Source organism: Pseudomonas sp. 21LCFQ02, assembly GCF_024129895.2.
Taxonomy (GTDB): Bacteria; Pseudomonadota; Gammaproteobacteria; order Pseudomonadales; family Pseudomonadaceae; genus Aquipseudomonas.
This window is the reverse complement of the sequence record NZ_CM178749.1, coordinates 6,052,793-6,071,296: the sequence shown is the minus strand read 5'-3', so window position 1 is coordinate 6,071,296 and position 18,504 is coordinate 6,052,793. Positions and strand designations below refer to the sequence as shown.

Annotated in this window: 17 protein-coding genes; 14 read left to right on the top strand and 3 right to left on the bottom strand. The window is 59.2% G+C overall.

The features are described from left to right. Positions 1-158: 158 nt before the first annotated feature. From serC to NJC40_RS27435, 13 genes are all read left to right on the top strand, one after another. On the top strand, positions 159-1,244 hold the full coding sequence (serC, locus tag NJC40_RS27495; protein ID WP_253140702.1) for a 3-phosphoserine/phosphohydroxythreonine transaminase: 1,086 nt from the start codon (positions 159-161) through the stop codon (positions 1,242-1,244). After that, positions 1,244-2,338: a prephenate dehydratase gene (gene pheA, locus NJC40_RS27490; RefSeq protein ID WP_045482010.1), complete on the top strand. Its 1,095-nt coding sequence runs from the start codon at positions 1,244-1,246 to the stop codon at positions 2,336-2,338. The genes serC and pheA overlap by 1 nt, the downstream gene beginning before the upstream one ends. 28 nt (positions 2,339-2,366) lie before the next feature. Continuing rightward, entirely contained in the window at positions 2,367-4,574 is a 2,208-nt protein-coding gene (locus tag NJC40_RS27485) for a bifunctional prephenate dehydrogenase/3-phosphoshikimate 1-carboxyvinyltransferase (RefSeq protein WP_253140782.1), read from the top strand. Next, a complete protein-coding gene (gene cmk / locus NJC40_RS27480) occupies positions 4,571-5,260 on the top strand; it encodes a (d)CMP kinase (RefSeq protein WP_045482007.1) in 690 nt (229 codons plus the stop codon). The genes NJC40_RS27485 and cmk overlap by 4 nt, the downstream gene beginning before the upstream one ends. A 123-nt stretch (positions 5,261-5,383) precedes the next feature. Continuing rightward, positions 5,384-7,069 (top strand): 30S ribosomal protein S1, encoded by a 1,686-nt coding sequence (rpsA, locus tag NJC40_RS27475; protein WP_045482004.1) that lies wholly within the window; start codon positions 5,384-5,386, stop codon positions 7,067-7,069. A gap of 283 nt (positions 7,070-7,352) precedes the next feature. Further along, positions 7,353-7,670 carry an integration host factor subunit beta gene (gene ihfB, locus NJC40_RS27470; RefSeq protein ID WP_045482001.1) on the top strand — a complete coding sequence of 106 codons (318 nt, stop codon included), beginning with the start codon at positions 7,353-7,355 and terminating at the stop codon, positions 7,668-7,670. After that, positions 7,671-7,913, top strand: a complete 243-nt coding sequence (locus tag NJC40_RS27465; RefSeq protein ID WP_045481998.1) for a LapA family protein — start codon at positions 7,671-7,673, stop codon at positions 7,911-7,913. It begins immediately after the preceding gene. A gap of 330 nt (positions 7,914-8,243) precedes the next feature. Then, positions 8,244-9,662: an MBL fold metallo-hydrolase gene (locus tag NJC40_RS27460; protein WP_253140703.1), complete on the top strand. Its 1,419-nt coding sequence runs from the start codon at positions 8,244-8,246 to the stop codon at positions 9,660-9,662. Between the two features lie 111 nt (positions 9,663-9,773). Then, positions 9,774-10,751, top strand: a complete 978-nt coding sequence (locus NJC40_RS27455) for a UDP-glucose 4-epimerase family protein (protein ID WP_045481994.1) — start codon at positions 9,774-9,776, stop codon at positions 10,749-10,751. After that, positions 10,744-11,760 carry an MraY family glycosyltransferase gene (locus tag NJC40_RS27450; protein ID WP_045481992.1) on the top strand — a complete coding sequence of 339 codons (1,017 nt, stop codon included), beginning with the start codon at positions 10,744-10,746 and terminating at the stop codon, positions 11,758-11,760. The genes NJC40_RS27455 and NJC40_RS27450 overlap by 8 nt, the downstream gene beginning before the upstream one ends. 119 nt (positions 11,761-11,879) lie before the next feature. Beyond that, on the top strand, positions 11,880-13,874 hold the full coding sequence (locus NJC40_RS27445; RefSeq protein ID WP_253115083.1) for a polysaccharide biosynthesis protein: 1,995 nt from the start codon (positions 11,880-11,882) through the stop codon (positions 13,872-13,874). 160 nt (positions 13,875-14,034) lie between these two features. Beyond that, positions 14,035-14,355, top strand: coding sequence for a ComEA family DNA-binding protein (locus NJC40_RS27440; protein ID WP_253140704.1), 321 nt, complete (start codon positions 14,035-14,037; stop codon positions 14,353-14,355). 294 nt (positions 14,356-14,649) lie between these two features. Then, positions 14,650-15,927 (top strand): aromatic amino acid transport family protein, encoded by a 1,278-nt coding sequence (locus NJC40_RS27435; RefSeq protein WP_045481985.1) that lies wholly within the window; start codon positions 14,650-14,652, stop codon positions 15,925-15,927. Positions 15,928-15,990: 63 nt separating this feature from the next. Here the strand turns inward: NJC40_RS27435 and NJC40_RS27430 are convergent, their stop codons facing one another. From NJC40_RS27430 to NJC40_RS27420, 3 genes are all read right to left on the bottom strand, one after another. After that, entirely contained in the window at positions 15,991-16,197 is a 207-nt protein-coding gene (locus NJC40_RS27430) for a hypothetical protein (protein ID WP_045481983.1), read from the bottom strand. 113 nt (positions 16,198-16,310) lie between these two features. Then, a complete protein-coding gene (locus NJC40_RS27425; protein ID WP_045481981.1) occupies positions 16,311-16,793 on the bottom strand; it encodes a GreA/GreB family elongation factor in 483 nt (160 codons plus the stop codon). A gap of 3 nt (positions 16,794-16,796) precedes the next feature. Further along, positions 16,797-17,189: a hypothetical protein gene (locus tag NJC40_RS27420; RefSeq protein WP_045481978.1), complete on the bottom strand. Its 393-nt coding sequence runs from the start codon at positions 17,187-17,189 to the stop codon at positions 16,797-16,799. 129 nt (positions 17,190-17,318) lie between these two features. Between NJC40_RS27420 and earP the strand changes: the two genes are divergently transcribed. Next, positions 17,319-18,452, top strand: coding sequence for an elongation factor P maturation arginine rhamnosyltransferase EarP (earP, locus tag NJC40_RS27415; RefSeq protein WP_253140705.1), 1,134 nt, complete (start codon positions 17,319-17,321; stop codon positions 18,450-18,452). Positions 18,453-18,504: the final 52 nt, after the last annotated feature.

The following is an 18,504-nucleotide window of genomic DNA, read 5'->3' as shown; positions in this document are numbered from 1 at the left end:
GTTCGTGAAAACGCGTGCCTGCCCCTGCGCCTTTGCGGTGCAGTAAGGTGTGATGCCTGTGCACCGGTCCCGGATTGAGGTGCCTGCCGGTCATCCAGCGCTGTGCTGGCAGGCTGCCTGTAGCGTGAACAGACCCGAAGCATTTGACGAGAGTGGATATGAGCAAGCGAGCCTTTAACTTCTGCGCAGGTCCTGCTGCGCTCCCTGAAGCTGTTCTGCTGCGCGCCCAGGCCGAGCTGCTGGACTGGCAAGGCAAGGGCCTGTCGGTCATGGAAATGAGCCATCGCAGCGACGAGTTCGTGTCCATCGCCGAAAAGGCCGAGCAGGATCTTCGTGATCTGCTTCATATTCCCGCCAATTACAAAGTGCTGTTCCTGCAAGGTGGCGCCAGCCAGCAGTTCGCCCAGATTGCCCTGAACCTGCTGCCGGAAAACGGTGAAGCCGACTACGTCGACACCGGTATCTGGTCGCACAAGGCCATGGAAGAAGCGGCCCGCTACGGCAAGATCAACCTGGCTGCCACCGCCAAGCCTTACGATTACTTCGCCATTCCTGCTCAGCAAGAGTGGACGCTGTCGAAAAACGCGGCGTACGTCCACTACGCGCCGAACGAAACCATTGGCGGCCTGGAATTCAACTGGATTCCAGAAACCGGCGACGTGCCGCTGGTTGCCGACATGTCGTCGGACATTCTCTCGCGTCCGGTGGATATCTCGCGGTTCGGCATGATCTACGCCGGCGCGCAGAAAAACATCGGCCCGAGCGGCATTGTTGTTGTGATCATTCGCGAAGACCTGCTCGGTCGTGCCCGTGCCCTGTGCCCGACCATGCTCGACTACAAGGTCGCAGCTGACAATGGCTCGATGTACAACACGCCGCCGACCCTGGCCTGGTATCTGTCCGGGCTGGTGTTCGAATGGCTCAAGGAGCAGGGTGGCGTCGAGGCCATGGCCAAGGTCAATGACCTCAAGCAGCGCACCCTGTACGACTACATCGATGCCAGCGCGCTGTACAACAACCCGATCAACAAGGCTGACCGCTCGTGGATGAACGTGCCGTTCCGCCTGGCTGACGACCGCCTGGACAAACCGTTCCTGGCCGGTGCCCAGGCCAATGGTCTGCTCAACCTCAAGGGGCATCGCTCGGTAGGTGGCATGCGTGCCTCGATCTACAACGCCGTGGGCCTGGATGCCGTCAATGCGCTGGTCGCCTACATGAAAGACTTCGAGAAGGAGCACGGTTGATGTCCGATCAGGAGCTCAAGGCGCTTCGCGTGCGCATCGATGCACTCGACGAGAAGATCCAGGAACTGATCAGCGAGCGGGCACGCTGCGCCCAGGACGTGGCGCGGGTGAAGATGGCGACCCTGGCCGAAGGCGAGGCGCCGGTGTTCTATCGGCCCGAGCGTGAAGCTCAGGTGCTCAAGCGGGTCATGGAGCGTAACCGTGGCCCGTTGAGCAACGAAGAAATGGCGCGTCTGTTCCGTGAGGTCATGTCTTCTTGTCTGGCGCTGGAGCAGCCGCTCAATGTTGCCTATCTCGGTCCTGAGGGCACCTTCACCCAGGCAGCGGCCATGAAGCACTTCGGCCATGCAGTGGTCAGCCGGCCGATGGCCGCGATCGACGAAGTGTTCCGCGAAGTGGTTGCCGGTGCGGTGAACTTTGGTGTGGTGCCGGTCGAAAACTCCACCGAGGGTGCGGTCAACCACACGCTCGATAGTTTTCTTGAGCATGACATGGTGATCTGTGGCGAGGTCGAGCTGCGCATCCACCATCACCTGCTGGTGGGCGAAAGCACCAAGACCCAGAGCATCACCCGCATCTACTCCCATGCCCAGTCCCTGGCCCAGTGCCGCAAATGGCTGGATGCGCACTACCCGAATGTCGAGCGCGTGGCGGTGGCAAGCAATGCCGATGCCGCCAAGCGGGTGAAAAGCGAGTGGAATTCGGCAGCGATTGCTGGCGATATGGCGGCTAGCCTGTATGGCCTGACCCGTTTGGCAGAAAAGATCGAAGATCGTCCAGACAACTCCACGCGTTTTCTGATCATCGGCAATCAGGAAGTGCCGCCGACCGGTGATGATAAAACCTCGATCATCGTGTCGATGAGCAACAAGCCGGGCGCCCTGCATGAGCTGCTGGTGCCGTTCCATGAAAACGGCCTGGATCTGACCCGCATCGAGACCCGTCCTTCGCGCAGCGGCAAGTGGACCTATGTGTTCTTCATCGATTTCGTCGGGCATCATCAGGACCCGCTGGTCAAGGCCGTGCTGGAGCAGATCCGCCAGGAAGCCGTAGCGCTCAAAGTGCTGGGTTCCTACCCCAAAGCGGTGCTCTGAAATCATGAGTGTGCAATCCAACGGGCCGCTGATCGGCCGCCTGGTGGTGGTCGGGCTCGGTCTGATCGGTGGCTCCTTTGCCAAGGGTATTCGCCAGAGCGGTTTGTGCCACGAGGTGGTGGGGGTTGACCTCAATGCCCAGTCGCGCCGCCTGGCGGTCGAGTTGGGCGTGGTGGACCGTTGCGAAGAGGATCTGGCCAAGGCCTGTGAGGGCGCCGACGTGATCCAGTTGGCGGTGCCGATACTGGGCATGGAGAAGGTCCTGGCGCGTTTGGCGCCGCTGGACCTTGGCAACGCCATCCTCACCGATGTCGGCAGCGCCAAGGGCAATGTGGTGCGTGCCGCGCAAGAAGCATTCGGTGCAATGCCGGCGCGATTCGTGCCTGGGCATCCGATTGCCGGTTCTGAGCAGAGCGGCGTCGAAGCCTCGAATGCCGACCTGTTCCGTCGCCACAAGGTAATCCTCACGCCGCTGCCGCAGACCGATCCGGACGCGGTCAGCGTGGTGCATCAGTTGTGGGCTGCACTGGGCGCGGATGTCGAGCACATGCGCGTCGAGCGTCATGATGAAGTGCTGGCCGCGACCAGTCACTTGCCGCATCTGCTGGCATTCAACCTGGTTGACTCGCTGGCCAAGCGTAACGAAAACCTGGAAATCTTCCGCTACGCGGCGGGAGGTTTTCGCGACTTTACCCGTATCGCCGGCAGTGATCCGGTGATGTGGCATGACATCTTCCTGGCCAACCGCGAAGCGGTGCTGCGGACCCTGGACACCTATCGCAGCGATCTGGATGCGCTGCGCGAGGCGGTCGAGGCAGGCGATGGTCACCAGTTGCTCGGTGTGTTCACCCGGGCGCGCATGGCGCGTGAGCATTTCGGCAAGATTCTTGCCCGGCGTGCCTATGTTGAACCTGAGGTGGCTGCTGATCTGGCGTTTGTGGCAAGCCCCGGCGGGCGGCTGGCTGGCCGGGTGCGAGTGCCGGGCGACAAGTCGATTTCCACCCGGGCGATCATTCTCGGCTCGCTGGCTGAAGGCGTTACCGAGGTCGAGGGGTTGCTTGAGGGTGAAGATGCCCTGGCGACCCTGCAGGCGTTCCGTGACATGGGCGTGGTTATCGAAGGCCCGCACCAGGGCCGGGTGGCGATCCACGGCGTTGGCCTGCACGGTCTGAAGTCGGCGCCGGGGGCGATCTACCTGGGTAACTCCGGGACCTCGATGCGCCTGCTGGCCGGTTTGCTGGCGGCGCAGAGCTTCGACAGCACCCTGACCGGCAATGCCACGTTATCGCGGCGTTCCATGAACCGCGTCGCCGAGCCATTGCGGGCCATGGGGGCGGTCGTCGAGAGTGGCGCTGAGGGTCGTCCGCCGCTGACCATTCGCGGTGGCCGACAACTGGTCGGGCAGGTCTTTGAGGCGCCGACTGCCAGTGCGCAGGTCAAGTCCTGCTTGTTATTGGCAGGGCTGTATGCCCAAGGGCGTACTACGATTATTGAGCCGACACCGACTCGCGATCATACCGAGCGGCTGCTGGAAGGGTTTGGTTACCCGATCCAGCGCAGCGCGGGGCGCTTGAGTATCGAGCCGGGGCATCGGCTGAACGGCACGCGCATCGAGGTGCCAGCGGATATGTCTTGCGCAGCGTTCTTTTTGGTCGCTGCCTCGATTGCCGAGGGTTCCGAGTTGCTGCTTGAGCACGTCGGCATCAACCCGGCCCGCACGGGTGTGATCGATATCCTGCGTCTGATGGGGGCCGATATCGAGCTGGAGAACCCGCGTCAGGCTGGCGGTGAGCCGGTCGCCGATCTGCGGGTGCGCTCGGCGCCGCTGACCGGTATCGAGATTCCCGAGGCGTTGATACCGCTGGCCGTCGACGAATTTGCGGTGGTGTTCATCGCGGCAGCCTGCGCGCGTGGTCGCACGGTGTTGCGTGGTGCCCAGGAGTTGCGCGCCCGTGACAGTGACCGGATCCAGATCATGGCAGACGGTTTGCAGGTATTGGGTATCAAGGTCGAGCCAACCGCCGATGGCATCATTATCGACGGTGGTACTTTTACGGGCGGTGAGCTGGATGCCCGTGGCGATCATCGCGTTGCGATGGCGTTCAGCGTTGCCGCTTTGCGGGCCTCGGCGCCCATACGGATCCGCGACTGTGCCAATGTCGTGACATCCTTTCCCAATTTCCTGGCACTGTGCGCCCAGGTTGGCATGTCCGTCGCGCAAGAGGAACAATCGTGAAAATCAAAGCACCTGTCATCACCATTGACGGACCCAGTGGTTCGGGCAAAGGCACTATTGCCGGTTTGCTGGCGACCCAGTTGGGCTGGTGTCTGCTCGATTCTGGTGCGCTGTACCGTCTGCTGGCCTTCGCGGCCAGTAACCACGGGGTCGACCTGACCAATGAAGAGGCGCTCAAATTGCTGGCAGCGCACCTCGATGTGCAATTCGAGGTCGGTGACAACGGTCAGCAGCAGCGCATCATTCTTGAAGGTGAAGACGTGACCCATGCGATCCGCAACGAGCAGGTCGGCAGTGGCGCGTCTCAAGTGGCTTCGCTGCCGGCAGTGCGGGACGCTTTGTTGCAGCGTCAGCGGGCTTTTCAGGAGCAACCGGGTCTGGTCGCTGACGGTCGGGACATGGGGACCGTGGTGTTTCCCGATGCGCCATTGAAGATTTTCCTGACCGCCAGTGCCGAAGAACGCGCGCGTCGTCGTTACCTGCAGTTGAAGGCCAAGGGTGATGATGTTAGTCTGTCGAGTCTGCTAGATGAGATACGTGTTCGCGACGAGCGTGACACCCAGCGAGCGGTAGCCCCGCTCAAGCCGGCGCACGACGCCATTCAGCTGGACTCCACCGAGTTATCCATCGACCAGGTGTTGCAACGCATCCTCAGTGAAGTCGCCCTGCGCGATATCACGGGATGATCAAGGAGCCATGCGGGAGACCAGACTACATCCTGCAGGCTTCCTTTTACATGAACGAAACCCACGTGGTCTGGAACGTGGCAGATGGGCGTATTCTTCGCCCTTGATCACACAGGAATTAAAATGAGCGAAAGCTTTGCAGAACTTTTTGAAGAAAGCCTGAAAACCCTGAATCTTCAGCCAGGCGCAATCATTACCGGTATCGTTGTCGACATCGACGGCGACTGGGTAACCGTACACGCTGGCCTGAAGTCCGAGGGCGTCATCCCGCTCGAGCAGTTCTACAACGACGCTGGCGAGCTGACCATCAAGGTCGGTGACGAAGTGCACGTTGCGCTGGACGCGGTCGAAGACGGCTTTGGCGAAACCAAGCTGTCCCGCGAAAAAGCCAAGCGCGCCGAGTGCTGGATTGTTCTGGAAGCAGCTTTCGCCGCTGAAGAAGTGGTCAAGGGCGTCATCAACGGCAAGGTCAAGGGCGGTTTCACCGTCGACGTCAACGGCATCCGTGCGTTCCTGCCGGGCTCGCTGGTCGACGTTCGTCCGGTTCGCGACACTACCCACCTCGAAGGCAAAGAGCTCGAGTTCAAGGTCATCAAGCTGGACCAGAAGCGCAACAACGTTGTCGTTTCCCGTCGCAGTGTCCTGGAAGCCGAGAACAGTGCAGAGCGCGAAGCGCTGCTGGAATCCCTGCAGGAAGGCCAGCAAGTCAAGGGTATCGTCAAGAACCTCACCGACTACGGCGCATTCGTGGATCTGGGCGGCGTCGATGGCCTGCTGCACATCACCGACATGGCCTGGAAGCGTATCAAGCACCCATCGGAAATCGTCAATGTTGGCGATGAGATCGATGTCAAGGTTCTGAAGTACGATCGCGAGCGCAACCGCGTTTCGCTGGGTCTGAAGCAACTGGGCGAAGACCCATGGGTTGCTATCAAGGCTCGTTACCCAGAGAGCACCCGCGTTACTGCACGCGTTACCAACCTGACCGACTACGGCTGCTTCGCAGAGCTGGAAGAAGGCGTGGAAGGTCTGGTGCACGTTTCCGAAATGGACTGGACCAACAAAAACATCCACCCGTCGAAAGTCGTTCAGGTTGGCGACGAAGTGGAAGTCATGGTTCTGGACATCGACGAAGAGCGTCGTCGTATCTCCCTGGGCATCAAACAGTGCAAGTCCAACCCATGGGAAGACTTCTCTGGCCAGTTCAACAAGGGCGACCGTATCTCCGGCACCATCAAGTCGATCACCGATTTCGGTATCTTCATTGGTCTGGACGGCGGCATCGACGGTCTGGTTCACCTGTCCGACATCTCCTGGAACGAAGCCGGTGAAGAAGCCGTTCGTCGTTTCAAGAAGGGCGACGAGCTGGACACCGTTATCCTGTCGGTTGACCCGGAGCGTGAGCGCATCTCCCTGGGTATCAAGCAACTGGAAAGCGATCCGTTCTCCGAGTACGTCACTGTCAATGACAAGGGCGCGATCGTTCGCGGTACCGTGAAAGAAGTTGACGCCAAAGGCGCCATCATCGTTCTGGCCGACGACATCGAAGCGACTCTGAAAGCTTCCGAAATCAGCCGTGACCGCGTTGAAGACGCGCGTAACGTTCTGAAAGAAGGCGAAGAGATCGAAGCCAAGATCATCAGCGTTGACCGCAAGAGCCGCGTAATCAACCTGTCGATCAAGTCGAAAGACGTCGAAGACGAGAAAGAAGCCATTCAGAGCCTGCGCAACAAGCCAGAAGCTACTGAAAGCACTGGTCCTACCACTATCGGTGACCTGCTGCGTGCTCAAATGGAAAAGCAGAACTGAGTTCTGTGATCCATTGAAAAAGGGCGACTTCGGTCGCCCTTTTTTGTGCGCGCAAGAAATATTTCGTCACTCATCCCGGACGCCCTTGTTGCGCGATGCAAATCCATCCGGTCTGGCGCAAAGCGAGGCGGGCTGCAAGCTGCCGCGCGTCATCCTCTCGTCACCTGAATATGCCGTATCAACCAGGCCGCACATAAGTCAAGATGCAGGCTGTTCAAAATCATCCGGTCATGCTAAAACCTTCGAAGCACTGATCTAGCTGCTTGAAAAAGAAGGGAAAAATATGACGAAGTCGGAGTTGATCGAACGAATTGTCACCCATCAGGGTCTTCTCTCATCCAAGGATGTCGAGTTGGCTATCAAGACCATGCTTGAACAAATGTCTCAATGTCTGGCTACCGGCGATCGAATCGAGATCCGCGGGTTTGGCAGCTTCTCATTGCATTATCGTGCTCCCCGTGTTGGGCGCAATCCGAAGACCGGCCAGTCGGTAAGCCTGGACGGCAAGTTCGTTCCTCACTTCAAGCCCGGTAAAGAGCTGCGTGATCGGGTGAATGAGGAAGAAGAGGCGATGGGCTACAGCGTAGAAAAGGATCAGTGAATGCGTATTTTCAAACGAGTGCTGGCGGTAACCATCGTCTTGCTGTTGGTGCTGGTGACCACAGTGTTCGTCCTGGAGAACCGTCAGCCTGTAGGCTTGGTGTTCTTCGGTTGGTCGGCACCTGAGCTGGCGCTGGCTGTGCCTGTTATCCTGGCGTTGTTACTGGGCATGTTGATCGGTCCTGTGCTGGCCTGGTTTGGTAGCTTGCGGACCAAGCGTTCGGCCTCCAGTCGTACCGCCTGATGGGGATAGCGGCAGACGTCCTTTAGCTCAGGGCTATGGGCGCTGTGCCTGCTGCTGCCATGCTTGCCTACAGGCTTGGCTGATATTTTTCTCGCTATTGTGTAGCCTATGTTCTCTACGCTTGTAGGAATATTCATCACCTTGTGAGCGAATGTTCGATTAAGTGCTCAGGTTAATTCTTGAGTTTCAGCTTTTTCGGATTAAATCCGACCTTCTTCGGCTATCTTGCTGCAAAAATCCGGCTTTCTGGGCATCCCCGTCCCGGCTTGAAAGTGCCTCTCCCCAAGGCACAATGCCTCCCGAACTGAACAGGTTGCTGGAGGAAGTTGCATGGATTACCCGCATATTGTTCACCATGGCGCGATCGAGCGGGTTACGGGGTCGTGTCACCAGCTGTTTATGGCGCCTCATGAAAGCCTGCTGATTGACTGTGGTGCGGACAGTGGCGAATTGAGCATGACAGCGCCTGATATGGATCTGGGCGTAATCAAAGCGCTGGTGATCACCCATGTTCACAACGACCATGTCGGCCGCCTGCCAGCGCTTCTGGCTGCCGGCTACCGTGGGCCTGTGCTGTGCACCGAGCCGTCCGCCAGGCTGTTGCCGCTGGTTATCGAGGATGTGTTGAGGCACTGCGCTGTAGCGGACAAGGCTCTGCTGCGCCAGCTCGAACGGCAGCTGGTGGTCTTGGCCTTTGATCAGTGGTTCGAGTTGCCCGGCACAGCCCTGTCATGTTGCCGATTGCGTCTGCAAAGGGCGGGGCATATCCTCGGTTCGGCGTATGTTGAATGTGATGTTCGCCATGGGGAGGACGGGCGCGCAACACGGGTGGTGTTTTCCGGCGATCTTGGCGCTTGCCAGACGCCGATCCTGCGCGACCTGCGTGCACCTGAGTACGCTGACATCCTGGTGCTTGAGAGCACCTATGGCGACCGTTTGCATAAGGATCGCGGCAATCGTCAGCAGCGCCTCGAAAAGCTCATCGATCAGGCGCTGGTTGATGGCGGCACCGTGCTGTTGCCGGCATTCAGCATTGGCCGCACGCAAGAGCTGTTGTACGAGCTTGAGGATATTCTGCAGCGCAAGGCGCTGCCTGGGCAGTTACCGGCAGGTGATTGTCCGCAGGCGCTGGCGCACATCGACTGGCAGCAACTGCCAGTGATTCTTGACTCGCCACTGGCCAGCCGCTTTACCCAGGTCTATCAGGCATGCAAGGCGCACTGGGATGACGATGCGCAGCAACGACTGGCAGAGGGTCGGGCACCGTTGGCATTCACGCAGTTGATTACCATCGACAGCCACGCGCAGCACCAGCAAGTGGTCAACTACCTGAGCAGTACGTTGCGACCCGCCATTGTGATTGCCGGGCATGGCATGTGTGTGGGTGGCCGGATCGTCAATTACCTCAAGGCGATGCTGCAAGAGCCCCGTCACCATGTGCTGTTTGTCGGTTATCAGGCCAGGGGCACGCCGGGTTCACTGATACAGCAGGCGGCGGGGCAGGGTGAGGTGTCGCTTGACGGGCAACGCTTTGCTATCCGGGCAGGGGTCAGCACGGTGGCGGGTTACTCCGCGCACGCCGATCAATCGGGGTTATTGGCGTTTGTGCGTGACATGCAGCGTTGGCCCTCAGAAATACGTCTGGTGCACGGCGAAATACCTGCCAAACGTGCGCTGGGCAAGGCGCTTGAACAGCTTTATGCGACCGGCGACAGGCCGCTGCAGTTGTTGATTCCCGGTGATAGCTGATCCTGCGTCCAGTCGGTCAGCCAGGCTGCCATGATGTTAAACTTGCTGCTTATTGGAATTACCCATCCGTGTTTTTTCCGTGTTCAGAGGTCAGATATTGAGAGTCAGGGAATGCGCCAGCCTGTAGCGGTTGCGGTAACGGGCGCGACAGGATTTGTTGGCCGGGCTCTGGTACGGCGTCTGGTTGCCCTTGAGGTGCCCTGCGTGCGGGCGGCTGTGCGTCAGGTTGGGCACGGGCTGGACCCGGCGGTTGAAGTGGTCATGGTCGATGACCTGTCTGCCGATAACCGCTGGCATGAGTTTGTCGCAGGTATCGATGTGGTTGTGCACTGCGCCGCCAGAGTTCATGTACTCGACGAGTCTGCCGTCGACCCGCAGGCGGAATATTTCCAGGCTAACGTGGCAGCGACGCTTAACCTTGCGGAACAGGCGGTTGCCGCAGGTGTCAGAAGATTCGTATTTATCAGCTCGATCAAGGTCAACGGCGAGTACTCGCTGGCTGGCTCGCCTTTCAAGGCCAGTGACCCCGGTCGCCCTGAAGATCCCTATGGCGTGTCAAAGCAGGCCGCCGAGCAGCAACTGCGTGAGCTGGCTGCGCGTACTGGCATGGAGGTGGTCATCGTCCGTCCTGTGCTGGTTTATGGGCCTGGGGTCAAGGCCAACTTTCTGAACATGATGCGCTGGCTGGACAAAGGTGTTCCTCTGCCGTTGGGGGCGATAAACAACCGGCGTAGTCTGGTGGCGCTGGAGAATCTGGTGGACCTGCTGGTGACTTGCCTGGCACATCCAGGCGCGGCCAACCAGACCTTGCTGGTCAGTGATGCGCAGGATCTGTCGACCACTGAATTACTCAAGCGTGTTGGCAAGGCATTGGGCAAGCCCGCCAGGTTATTGCCAGTGCCAATGTGGTTGTTGAGCACACTGGCCGCGCTATTGGGCAAGCGGGCGTTTTCGCAGCGCCTGTGCGGCTCTTTGCAGGTCGACATCGAGCAGACCTGTACGCTGTTGGATTGGCGGCCGCCGGTAAGTGTCGATCAGGCGCTGCGCGAAACCGCGAATCATTATCTGGAAAATAAAAAGCATGGTTGAGTGGTTGTGGGTTCTCGGATTTGCGCTGTTGTCCTTGCTGTTGACTGCAGTCCTGCGCAGGTATGCCTTGGCTCGTAGCCTGATGGACATTCCCAATGCTCGTAGTTCGCATTCGATACCGACGCCCCGTGGCGGCGGAGTATCAATTGTCATCGCATTCTTGCTGGCGGTTTCGTGGTTAGGCGCGACAGGACGCATGCCTGCCGATCTGCTGATGGCTCTGGCCGGGGCCGGTGGCCTGGTGGCGGTTATCGGTTTTATGGACGACCACGGGCACATTGCCGCCCGCTGGCGTCTGCTTGGGCATTTTGCCGCAGCGATCTGGGCACTGGCGTGGCTGGGCGGTATGGCGCCGCTGCATCTGCTGGGCTGGTCACTGGAGCTGGGTTGGCTGGGCAACGTTCTGGCGGTGTTTTATCTGGTCTGGATGCTCAACCTGTACAACTTCATGGATGGCATTGACGGTATCGCCAGCATTGAAGCGGTAACTGTGTGTGGCAGTGCGTGTCTGATCTATGCGCTGACCGGGCCTGGCGATCAGGTGCTGGTCCCCGCATTGCTGGCGGCTGCAGTGGCAGGTTTCCTGTACTGGAATTTTCCGCCGGCACGAATTTTCATGGGCGATGCCGGCAGTGGTTTTCTGGGCATTGTGCTCGGCGTACTGTCCTTGCAGGCTGGCTGGGTGTCGCCTTCACTGTTCTGGGCATGGCTGATCCTGCTCGGCGTGTTTGTGGTGGACGCTACCTTGACCCTGATCCGGCGTTTGCTGCGCGGCGAGAAAGTGTATGAAGCGCATCGTAGCCATGCCTATCAGTTTGCTTCGCGTCATTACGCTCGGCATCTGCCGGTAACCCTGGCGGTGCTGGTGATCAATCTGGTCTGGTTATTGCCTTGGGCACTGTTGGTGGCCAAAGGCTGGGTCGATGGCGTGACAGGTCTGGTCCTTTGCTGGTTGCCATTGGTGTGGCTGGCCTTGAAATTCAAGGCCGGGCAGGTTGAGCGGGGCTGATTTGACAGCGCGGACCAGCGGTTTTTCATATAGATTGTAACAATTGCTTCGACGAGCTCGGGGCCTGGATGGTTGTAGTGAGGTTTCAAACGAGGTGGCAAGGATTGATTGAGGACACCATGGACAAGATACGAACCTTTCTGCTGGCGCTGCCGCGTCGCCAGAAACGGATCATTCAGGTCGGCACTGACGTCCTGCTGGTCTGGTTCGCCTTGTGGATGGCGTTCGTGGTCCGTCTTGGGGTCGATGATCTGATCAACCCGCTGGACAAGTACACCTGGCTGTTTGTCAGTGCCCCGCTGGTTTCGATCCCGCTGTTCATCCGCTTCGGCATGTACCGGGCGGTGATGCGCTATTTCGGCAACGATGCGCTGATCGCAATCATCAAGGCGGTGACTCTTTCGGCGTTGATTCTCGGTTGCGTGGTGTACGTCTACAGCAATCATCAGCAGATCGTGCCGCGTTCGATCATGTTCAACTACTGGTGGTTGAGCATGGTCATGATCGGTGGTCTGCGCCTTGCCATGCGCCAGTATTTTCTCGGTGACTGGTTTGCTGCCGTGCAGCATGTGCCCTTCGCCAGCCGCGACGATGGCCTGCGCAAGGTGGCTATCTACGGTGCCGGAGCCGCCGGTAATCAATTGGTAGCTGCACTGCGCATGGGGCGGTTGATGCGCCCCGTGGCGTTCATCGACGACGATGAGTCGATTTCCAACCGGGTCATTTCCGGGTTGCAGGTCTACAAGCCCAAGCATATCCAGCGCATGATCGAGGTGACCGGCGCCCAGGAGATCCTGCTGGCGGTGCCTTCATGCACCCGTGGCCGGCGCCGTGAGATTCTCGGCTACCTGGAGGGCTTCCCGCTGCATGTGCGCAGTGTGCCTGGTTTCATGGACCTGGCAGCAGGGCGGGTCAAGGTCGATGACTTGCAGGAAGTTGATATCGCGGACTTGCTGGGGCGTGATTCAGTGCCGGCCCAGGATAACCTGCTGGAACACTGTATCAAGGCCCAGACCGTACTGGTCACCGGTGCCGGCGGCTCGATCGGTTCGGAGCTGTGCCGCCAGATCCTGCTGCTCAAGCCGGCCACGCTGCTGTTGCTGGATCACAGCGAATTCAACCTTTACACCATTGTCAGTGAGCTGGAGCAACGTCTGGCCCGTGAAGCGCTTTCGGTCAAGTTGTTGCCCATCCTGGGCTCGGTGCGCAACCATCCCCGACTGCTCGATGTGATGAAAACCTGGAAGGTCGACACCGTCTACCATGCGGCGGCCTACAAGCACGTGCCGATGGTCGAGCACAATATTGCCGAGGGCGTGGTCAATAACGTGGTTGGCACCCTCAATACCGCACAGGCGGCGTTGCAGGCCGGAGTTTCCAACTTTGTCCTGATCTCCACCGACAAGGCGGTGCGCCCCACCAATGTCATGGGCAGCACCAAGCGCCTGTCGGAGATGATCCTGCAAGCGCTCAGCCGCGAAGCGGCACCGGTGATGTTTGGTGATCAGTCCAATGTGTATCAGGTCAACAAGACCCGCTTCATCATGGTGCGCTTTGGTAATGTGCTGGGCTCTTCAGGCTCGGTGATTCCGTTGTTTCACAAGCAGATCCAGACTGGCGGGCCCTTAACGGTTACCCACCCGAAGATCACGCGTTATTTCATGACCATCCCCGAGGCCGCCCAACTGGTGATCCAGGCCGGTTCCATGGGGCAGGGCGGCGACGTGTTTGTGCTGGACATGGGGGAGCCGGTAAGAATCATCGAGCTGGCGGAAAAGATGATCCATCTCTCGGGCCTGAGCATTCGCTCGGAGAAAAACCCGCACGGCGATATTTCCATCGAGTTCACCGGTTTACGGCCGGGAGAGAAGCTCTATGAAGAGTTGTTGATCGGCGACAACGTGGTGGCCACCGAGCACCCGATGATCATGAGTGCCAATGAGGACTACTTGTCCTGGGATATGCTCAAAGTGTTACTGACCCGCTTGCTGACAGCGGTCGACAAGGACGATTACCACACGGTTCGGCAGCTGCTGCGCGAGACCGTCAGCGGCTATGCACCGGATGAAGATATCGTTGACTGGATTCATCAGGAGCGGCGCCGGGAAACCTGAAAAAGCAGGGCGAAACGGGGTAAGAACTGGCTGTTTCGTGACTGTTTGTGAGGTAACTCCCTGACACGCTCAGGCACTTTTACAGGTTCGCTTACTGGATTAGCTTTCAGGGGCAGCATTGGAATGCTGCTTGAACCTATAAACCCAAGGAGTGCCTGTCATGCGTAATGTGTTGCTTTCTTCTGTTTTGTCCGTCCTGCTGGCAACTGCCTCCCTGACGGCTGTAGCCAACCCCATGGGGGCTGAAGCCATGCCGCCTGTCGCCGGCCAGGCCCAGGTCGCTGACAAAATCAACATTAATACCGCAGATGCCTTGACCCTGCAGAAAGCGCTGTCCGGCGTTGGCCTGAACAAGGCCAATGCCATCGTGGCGTACCGTGAAAGCAATGGTAACTTCACCTCGGTCGACGAGCTCATCGAGGTCAGTGGCATCGGCAAGACCCTGCTCGACAGGAATCGTGACAAGCTGGCCATCGAGTAACGTCAGCGCAGCATGAACGAGGCCGATCCTGATCGGCCTTTGTTTTTCAGCCCCACAGACGTTTGCTGCCTGCCTGGGTGTACCTCGCAATGCACGCTTTGTGCTGTCAACCAGATGAATGTGCTCGTTTTGCCATTTGTTACGGTGTTTTTCGCACGGTTGATCTGATATTCCTTGCTTTCCGGTTCTGATCACGGAAAATCGCGCCCCTGCTTTTCAGGGCGGGCGCCGCGCTGCCAATTCCATCCGTGGCGTCCTTGCTTGTGCAATTACCGGAAACGGAGACACGACCGGATGAACGATCAGGCCAATAGCGTCGTAGAACGCCTGGATACAGTCCCCGCAGAGAATGCTGCTTGGAATCGCAACGATACCACCTGGATGCTGGGCCTGTTCGGCACCGCCATCGGCGCAGGTACCTTGTTCCTGCCCATCAGTGCCGGTATCGGCGGCTTCTGGCCTTTGATGGCGCTGGCGATCCTGGCTTTCCCGATGACCTTCTTTGCCCACCGCGGCCTGACCCGTTTCGTACTTTCGGGTCGCAGCGGCGGCGATATCACCGAGGTGGTCGAAGAACACTTTGGTAAAGGCGCCGGGGCAATGATTACCCTGCTGTATTTTTTTGCGATCTTCCCGATCCTGCTGATCTACAGCGTTGGCCTGACCAACACCGTCAGCAGCTTTCTGGTCAACCAGTTGCACATCGCGCCGCCGCCACGTGCATTGCTGGCGTTCGCGCTGATCCTCGGCCTGCTGGCGGTGGTGCGTTGCGGCGAGCGGGTCATCGTTAAAGTGATGAGCATGATGGTCTATCCGTTCATCGTCTCGCTGCTGTTTCTGGCGGTGTTCCTGATTCCGCACTGGAATGGCGGTATCCTCAGCACGGCCTCCACGCTGCCTGAGCCTGCGACCTTCCTGCCAGCCCTGTGGCTGGCGATCCCGGTAATGGTGTTCTCCTTCAACCACACGCCAATCATCTCGGCGTTCGCGGTGGATCAGAAGCGCCTGTACGGTGAGCAGGCCGATGCACGCAGTTCCAAAATTCTGTCCCGCGCCCATTTGCTAATGGTATTGATGGTGCTGTTCTTTGTGTTCAGTTGCGTGTTGACCCTGTCGCCGGCTCAACTGGCTGAAGCCAAAGCCCAGAACCTTTCAGTGTTGTCCTACCTGGCTAACCACTTCCAGAACCCGACCATCGCGTTTGCCGCGCCGCTGATCGCGCTGGTGGCGATCTCCAAGTCGTTCCTGGGGCATTACATCGGCGCCAGTGAGGGCTTCAAGGGGCTGGTGCTGAAGTCCGGCGCGCGTCCGGGCAGCAAGGCTCTGGATCGTCTGACAGCGCTGTGCATGCTGGTGGTGTGCTGGATCGTTGCGACCATCAACCCAAGTATCCTGGGCATGATCGAAACCCTGGGCGGGCCGGTGATCTCGGTGTTGCTGTTTCTGATGCCGATGTACGCGATCCGTAAGGTGCCGGCCATGCGCAAATACTCGGGCAAGCTGTCCAACGTGTTTGTGGTGATGTCCGGCGTGGTAGCGATTTCTGCGCTGGTCTGGTCGTTGACCCACTAAACGACCTGCAGCGACAGGCGGCGGGCGTGCTCGTCGCCTTGCTGGATGGGACGGCGGCGCTGGTCAATCCTGCGGCGCAGGATGCAGTGGCCGGGTCAGGCTCATGAGATGGGCATAGTCGTAGATGTACTGCCGGCCGGCATGGCTGGTCAGGCGCAACTGCTCGATCAGTTGCAGTTCCTTCTTGCTCAGGTACTTCAGCGCCGGATGCTCATTGGACTTCAGGCGATTACGTTCATGGGCGTCAGGAAATGCGATGACGTTCGTCATGAAAAATCTCCTTGGGTAATTAGTCCTTCAAACTGCCCCGTCACTTTCCTACAGCGACAACGAACCTTACCCACAAACTCTCCGCACCCGCAAGCCCACTAATGGGTAGGACATCACAGTGCTTGCGTGACCTCGAAGACCTGACGCTGACCGCTGACGACGATTTCCACGCTATCGCCTTCAGCCTTGCCCAGCAGGCTGTGGCCCAGCGGTGCGCGTGAGGTGATCACCGTGATCAACTGGTCATCGGCCTGAATCTTCAGGCCTGCGGCATCGGGTCCCAGAAATAGCTGGCGCGAGTCACCGTGCTCGGTTTCGAGCATCACCAGATCGCCGACCTGAATCCCGCGTTGTTCGTCGAAGGGTTTGCACGCTGTCTGCTGATAAACGCTCAGCGCCTGACGAATCTCTTCGACCCGGCGTGCCTGGCCGGCGGCCAGATAGGAGGCCTCCAGGCCCAGCGTGTCGTACTTGTTTTCGGCAATGTTCTCTTCGTGGGTCGCGGCCTCATAGGCTGTTTGTGCGGCACGCACGGCAATGTCGAGGTCATGCTGCAAGCGTTCGACGATCAGGTGCAGCAGGTGATTTTTGTCCATGGGTTATCCGCAGAATTCATTGATGCTGGCCCGGCTTTTTTCGCTGGGCGCGGTGCGATCCTGTTGCATCCAGAAGTCGCACTTGGCGCGATTGAAGTGTTTGTTCTGCTGCGCCTCAGCGTATTCACGCGCCTGGCGTGCTTCACTTTCGCGCAGGCTTTGCTCGAACTTCTTGAACATCGCATCAGGTTGTTGAAGGGCCGGTTCTGGCGCTGGCGCTGGGGCGACCCGAGTGACCGCTTCGGCCAGGGCGCGGGTCTGGGTTTCAGGCAAGGCCTTGAGCAGCAGCGGGCCGGTCAGGATCACGGCAACGGCGCCGAGCCAGATGCCCAGGGCAATGCACACAATCAACTTGAGTGACACGTAGAGTTCGTGACGACGGCTTTGGCTGGACATGGCGATCACTTCCTTTGACGGCGTAGGCGGTGGAGGGCGCAGATGATTCATTGTGCCACGCCCGGCGCTGGTGCAAAGCGCTTGTTACGGGCGACAATCGCCGCTTTGAGGTCGGCTTCGGGAAGCGTAATGCAAGTTTCATGGGACATCTTTTGCGATGTCGTGGATAACTACGGCGATGTAGGCGTCACCTGGCGTCTGGCCCGCCAATTGGTGGCCGAGCATGGCTTTGCCGTACGCTTGTGGATCAACGATCTGTCGGCCTTCGTGCGCCTGTGCCCGCACGCCGATCCACTGGCGGCCCGGCAGTGCCAGGCCGGCGTTGAGGTCTGCCACTGGCCTGAGGATTGGCAGCCTGCCTCAATTCCCGATGTTGTGCTCGAAGCCTTTGCCTGTCGCGTGCCCGAGGCCTACACCCAGGCCATGTTGCAACGCAGCCCGCGACCGGTATGGCTGAACCTCGATTATCTGAGTGCCGAGGACTGGGTCAGTGGCTGTCATGGTCTGCCATCGCCGCAAGCCAATGGTTTGAAGAAGTTCTTCTTCTTTCCAGGCTTTACCGAGCAGACTGGCGGCTTGCTCCGTGAGCAGTCGCTGATTGCCCAACGCCAGGCGTTTCAGGCCGACCCCGCTGCCCAGCAGGATTTCCTGCGCGGGCTTGGGGTACAGCCTGAGTCCGGTGCGCGGTTGATTTCGCTGTTCGCTTATGAAAATCCGGCATTAGGCAGTTGGCTGGACCAGTTGCTCGGCGAAGGCGTTGTCACCCACTTGCTGGTGCCGCAAGGGCGCATTGTCGGCGACTTGCAGGGCTGGCTGGGGGAGGGCGGCCTGCAAGCCGGTGCCATTCGTCGGCGCGGGGCTTTGACCATTCAAGTGCTGCCGTTCGTAGCTCAGGAACAATACGACCGCTTGTTGTGGTGCTGCGATTTCAATGTGGTGCGCGGCGAAGACTCGTTCGTCCGGGCGCAATGGGCTGCGCGGCCGATGCTCTGGCACATTTATCAGCAGCAGGACGATGCCCACCGGCCCAAGCTGGAGGCGTTTCTGGCGCTCTACCTCGCGACGTTGCCCGCAGAAGCTGCGCAGGCGACTGCCGAGCTGTGGCGCGCCTGGAGCGCCGGGGAGGAGGTGCAGGAGGGCTGGCAGCAACTGAATCGATATTGGCCGCAAATGCGTGAGCATGCAGAACATTGGTGCCAACAGCAGGCAGCGCGCAGCGACCTCGCCTCAGCGCTGGTACAGTTTTACCGAAATTCGCTATGATACGCGGCCTTGATATCAGGCTCTGTACGAAAAACCGCCTGCACAGGCTGCT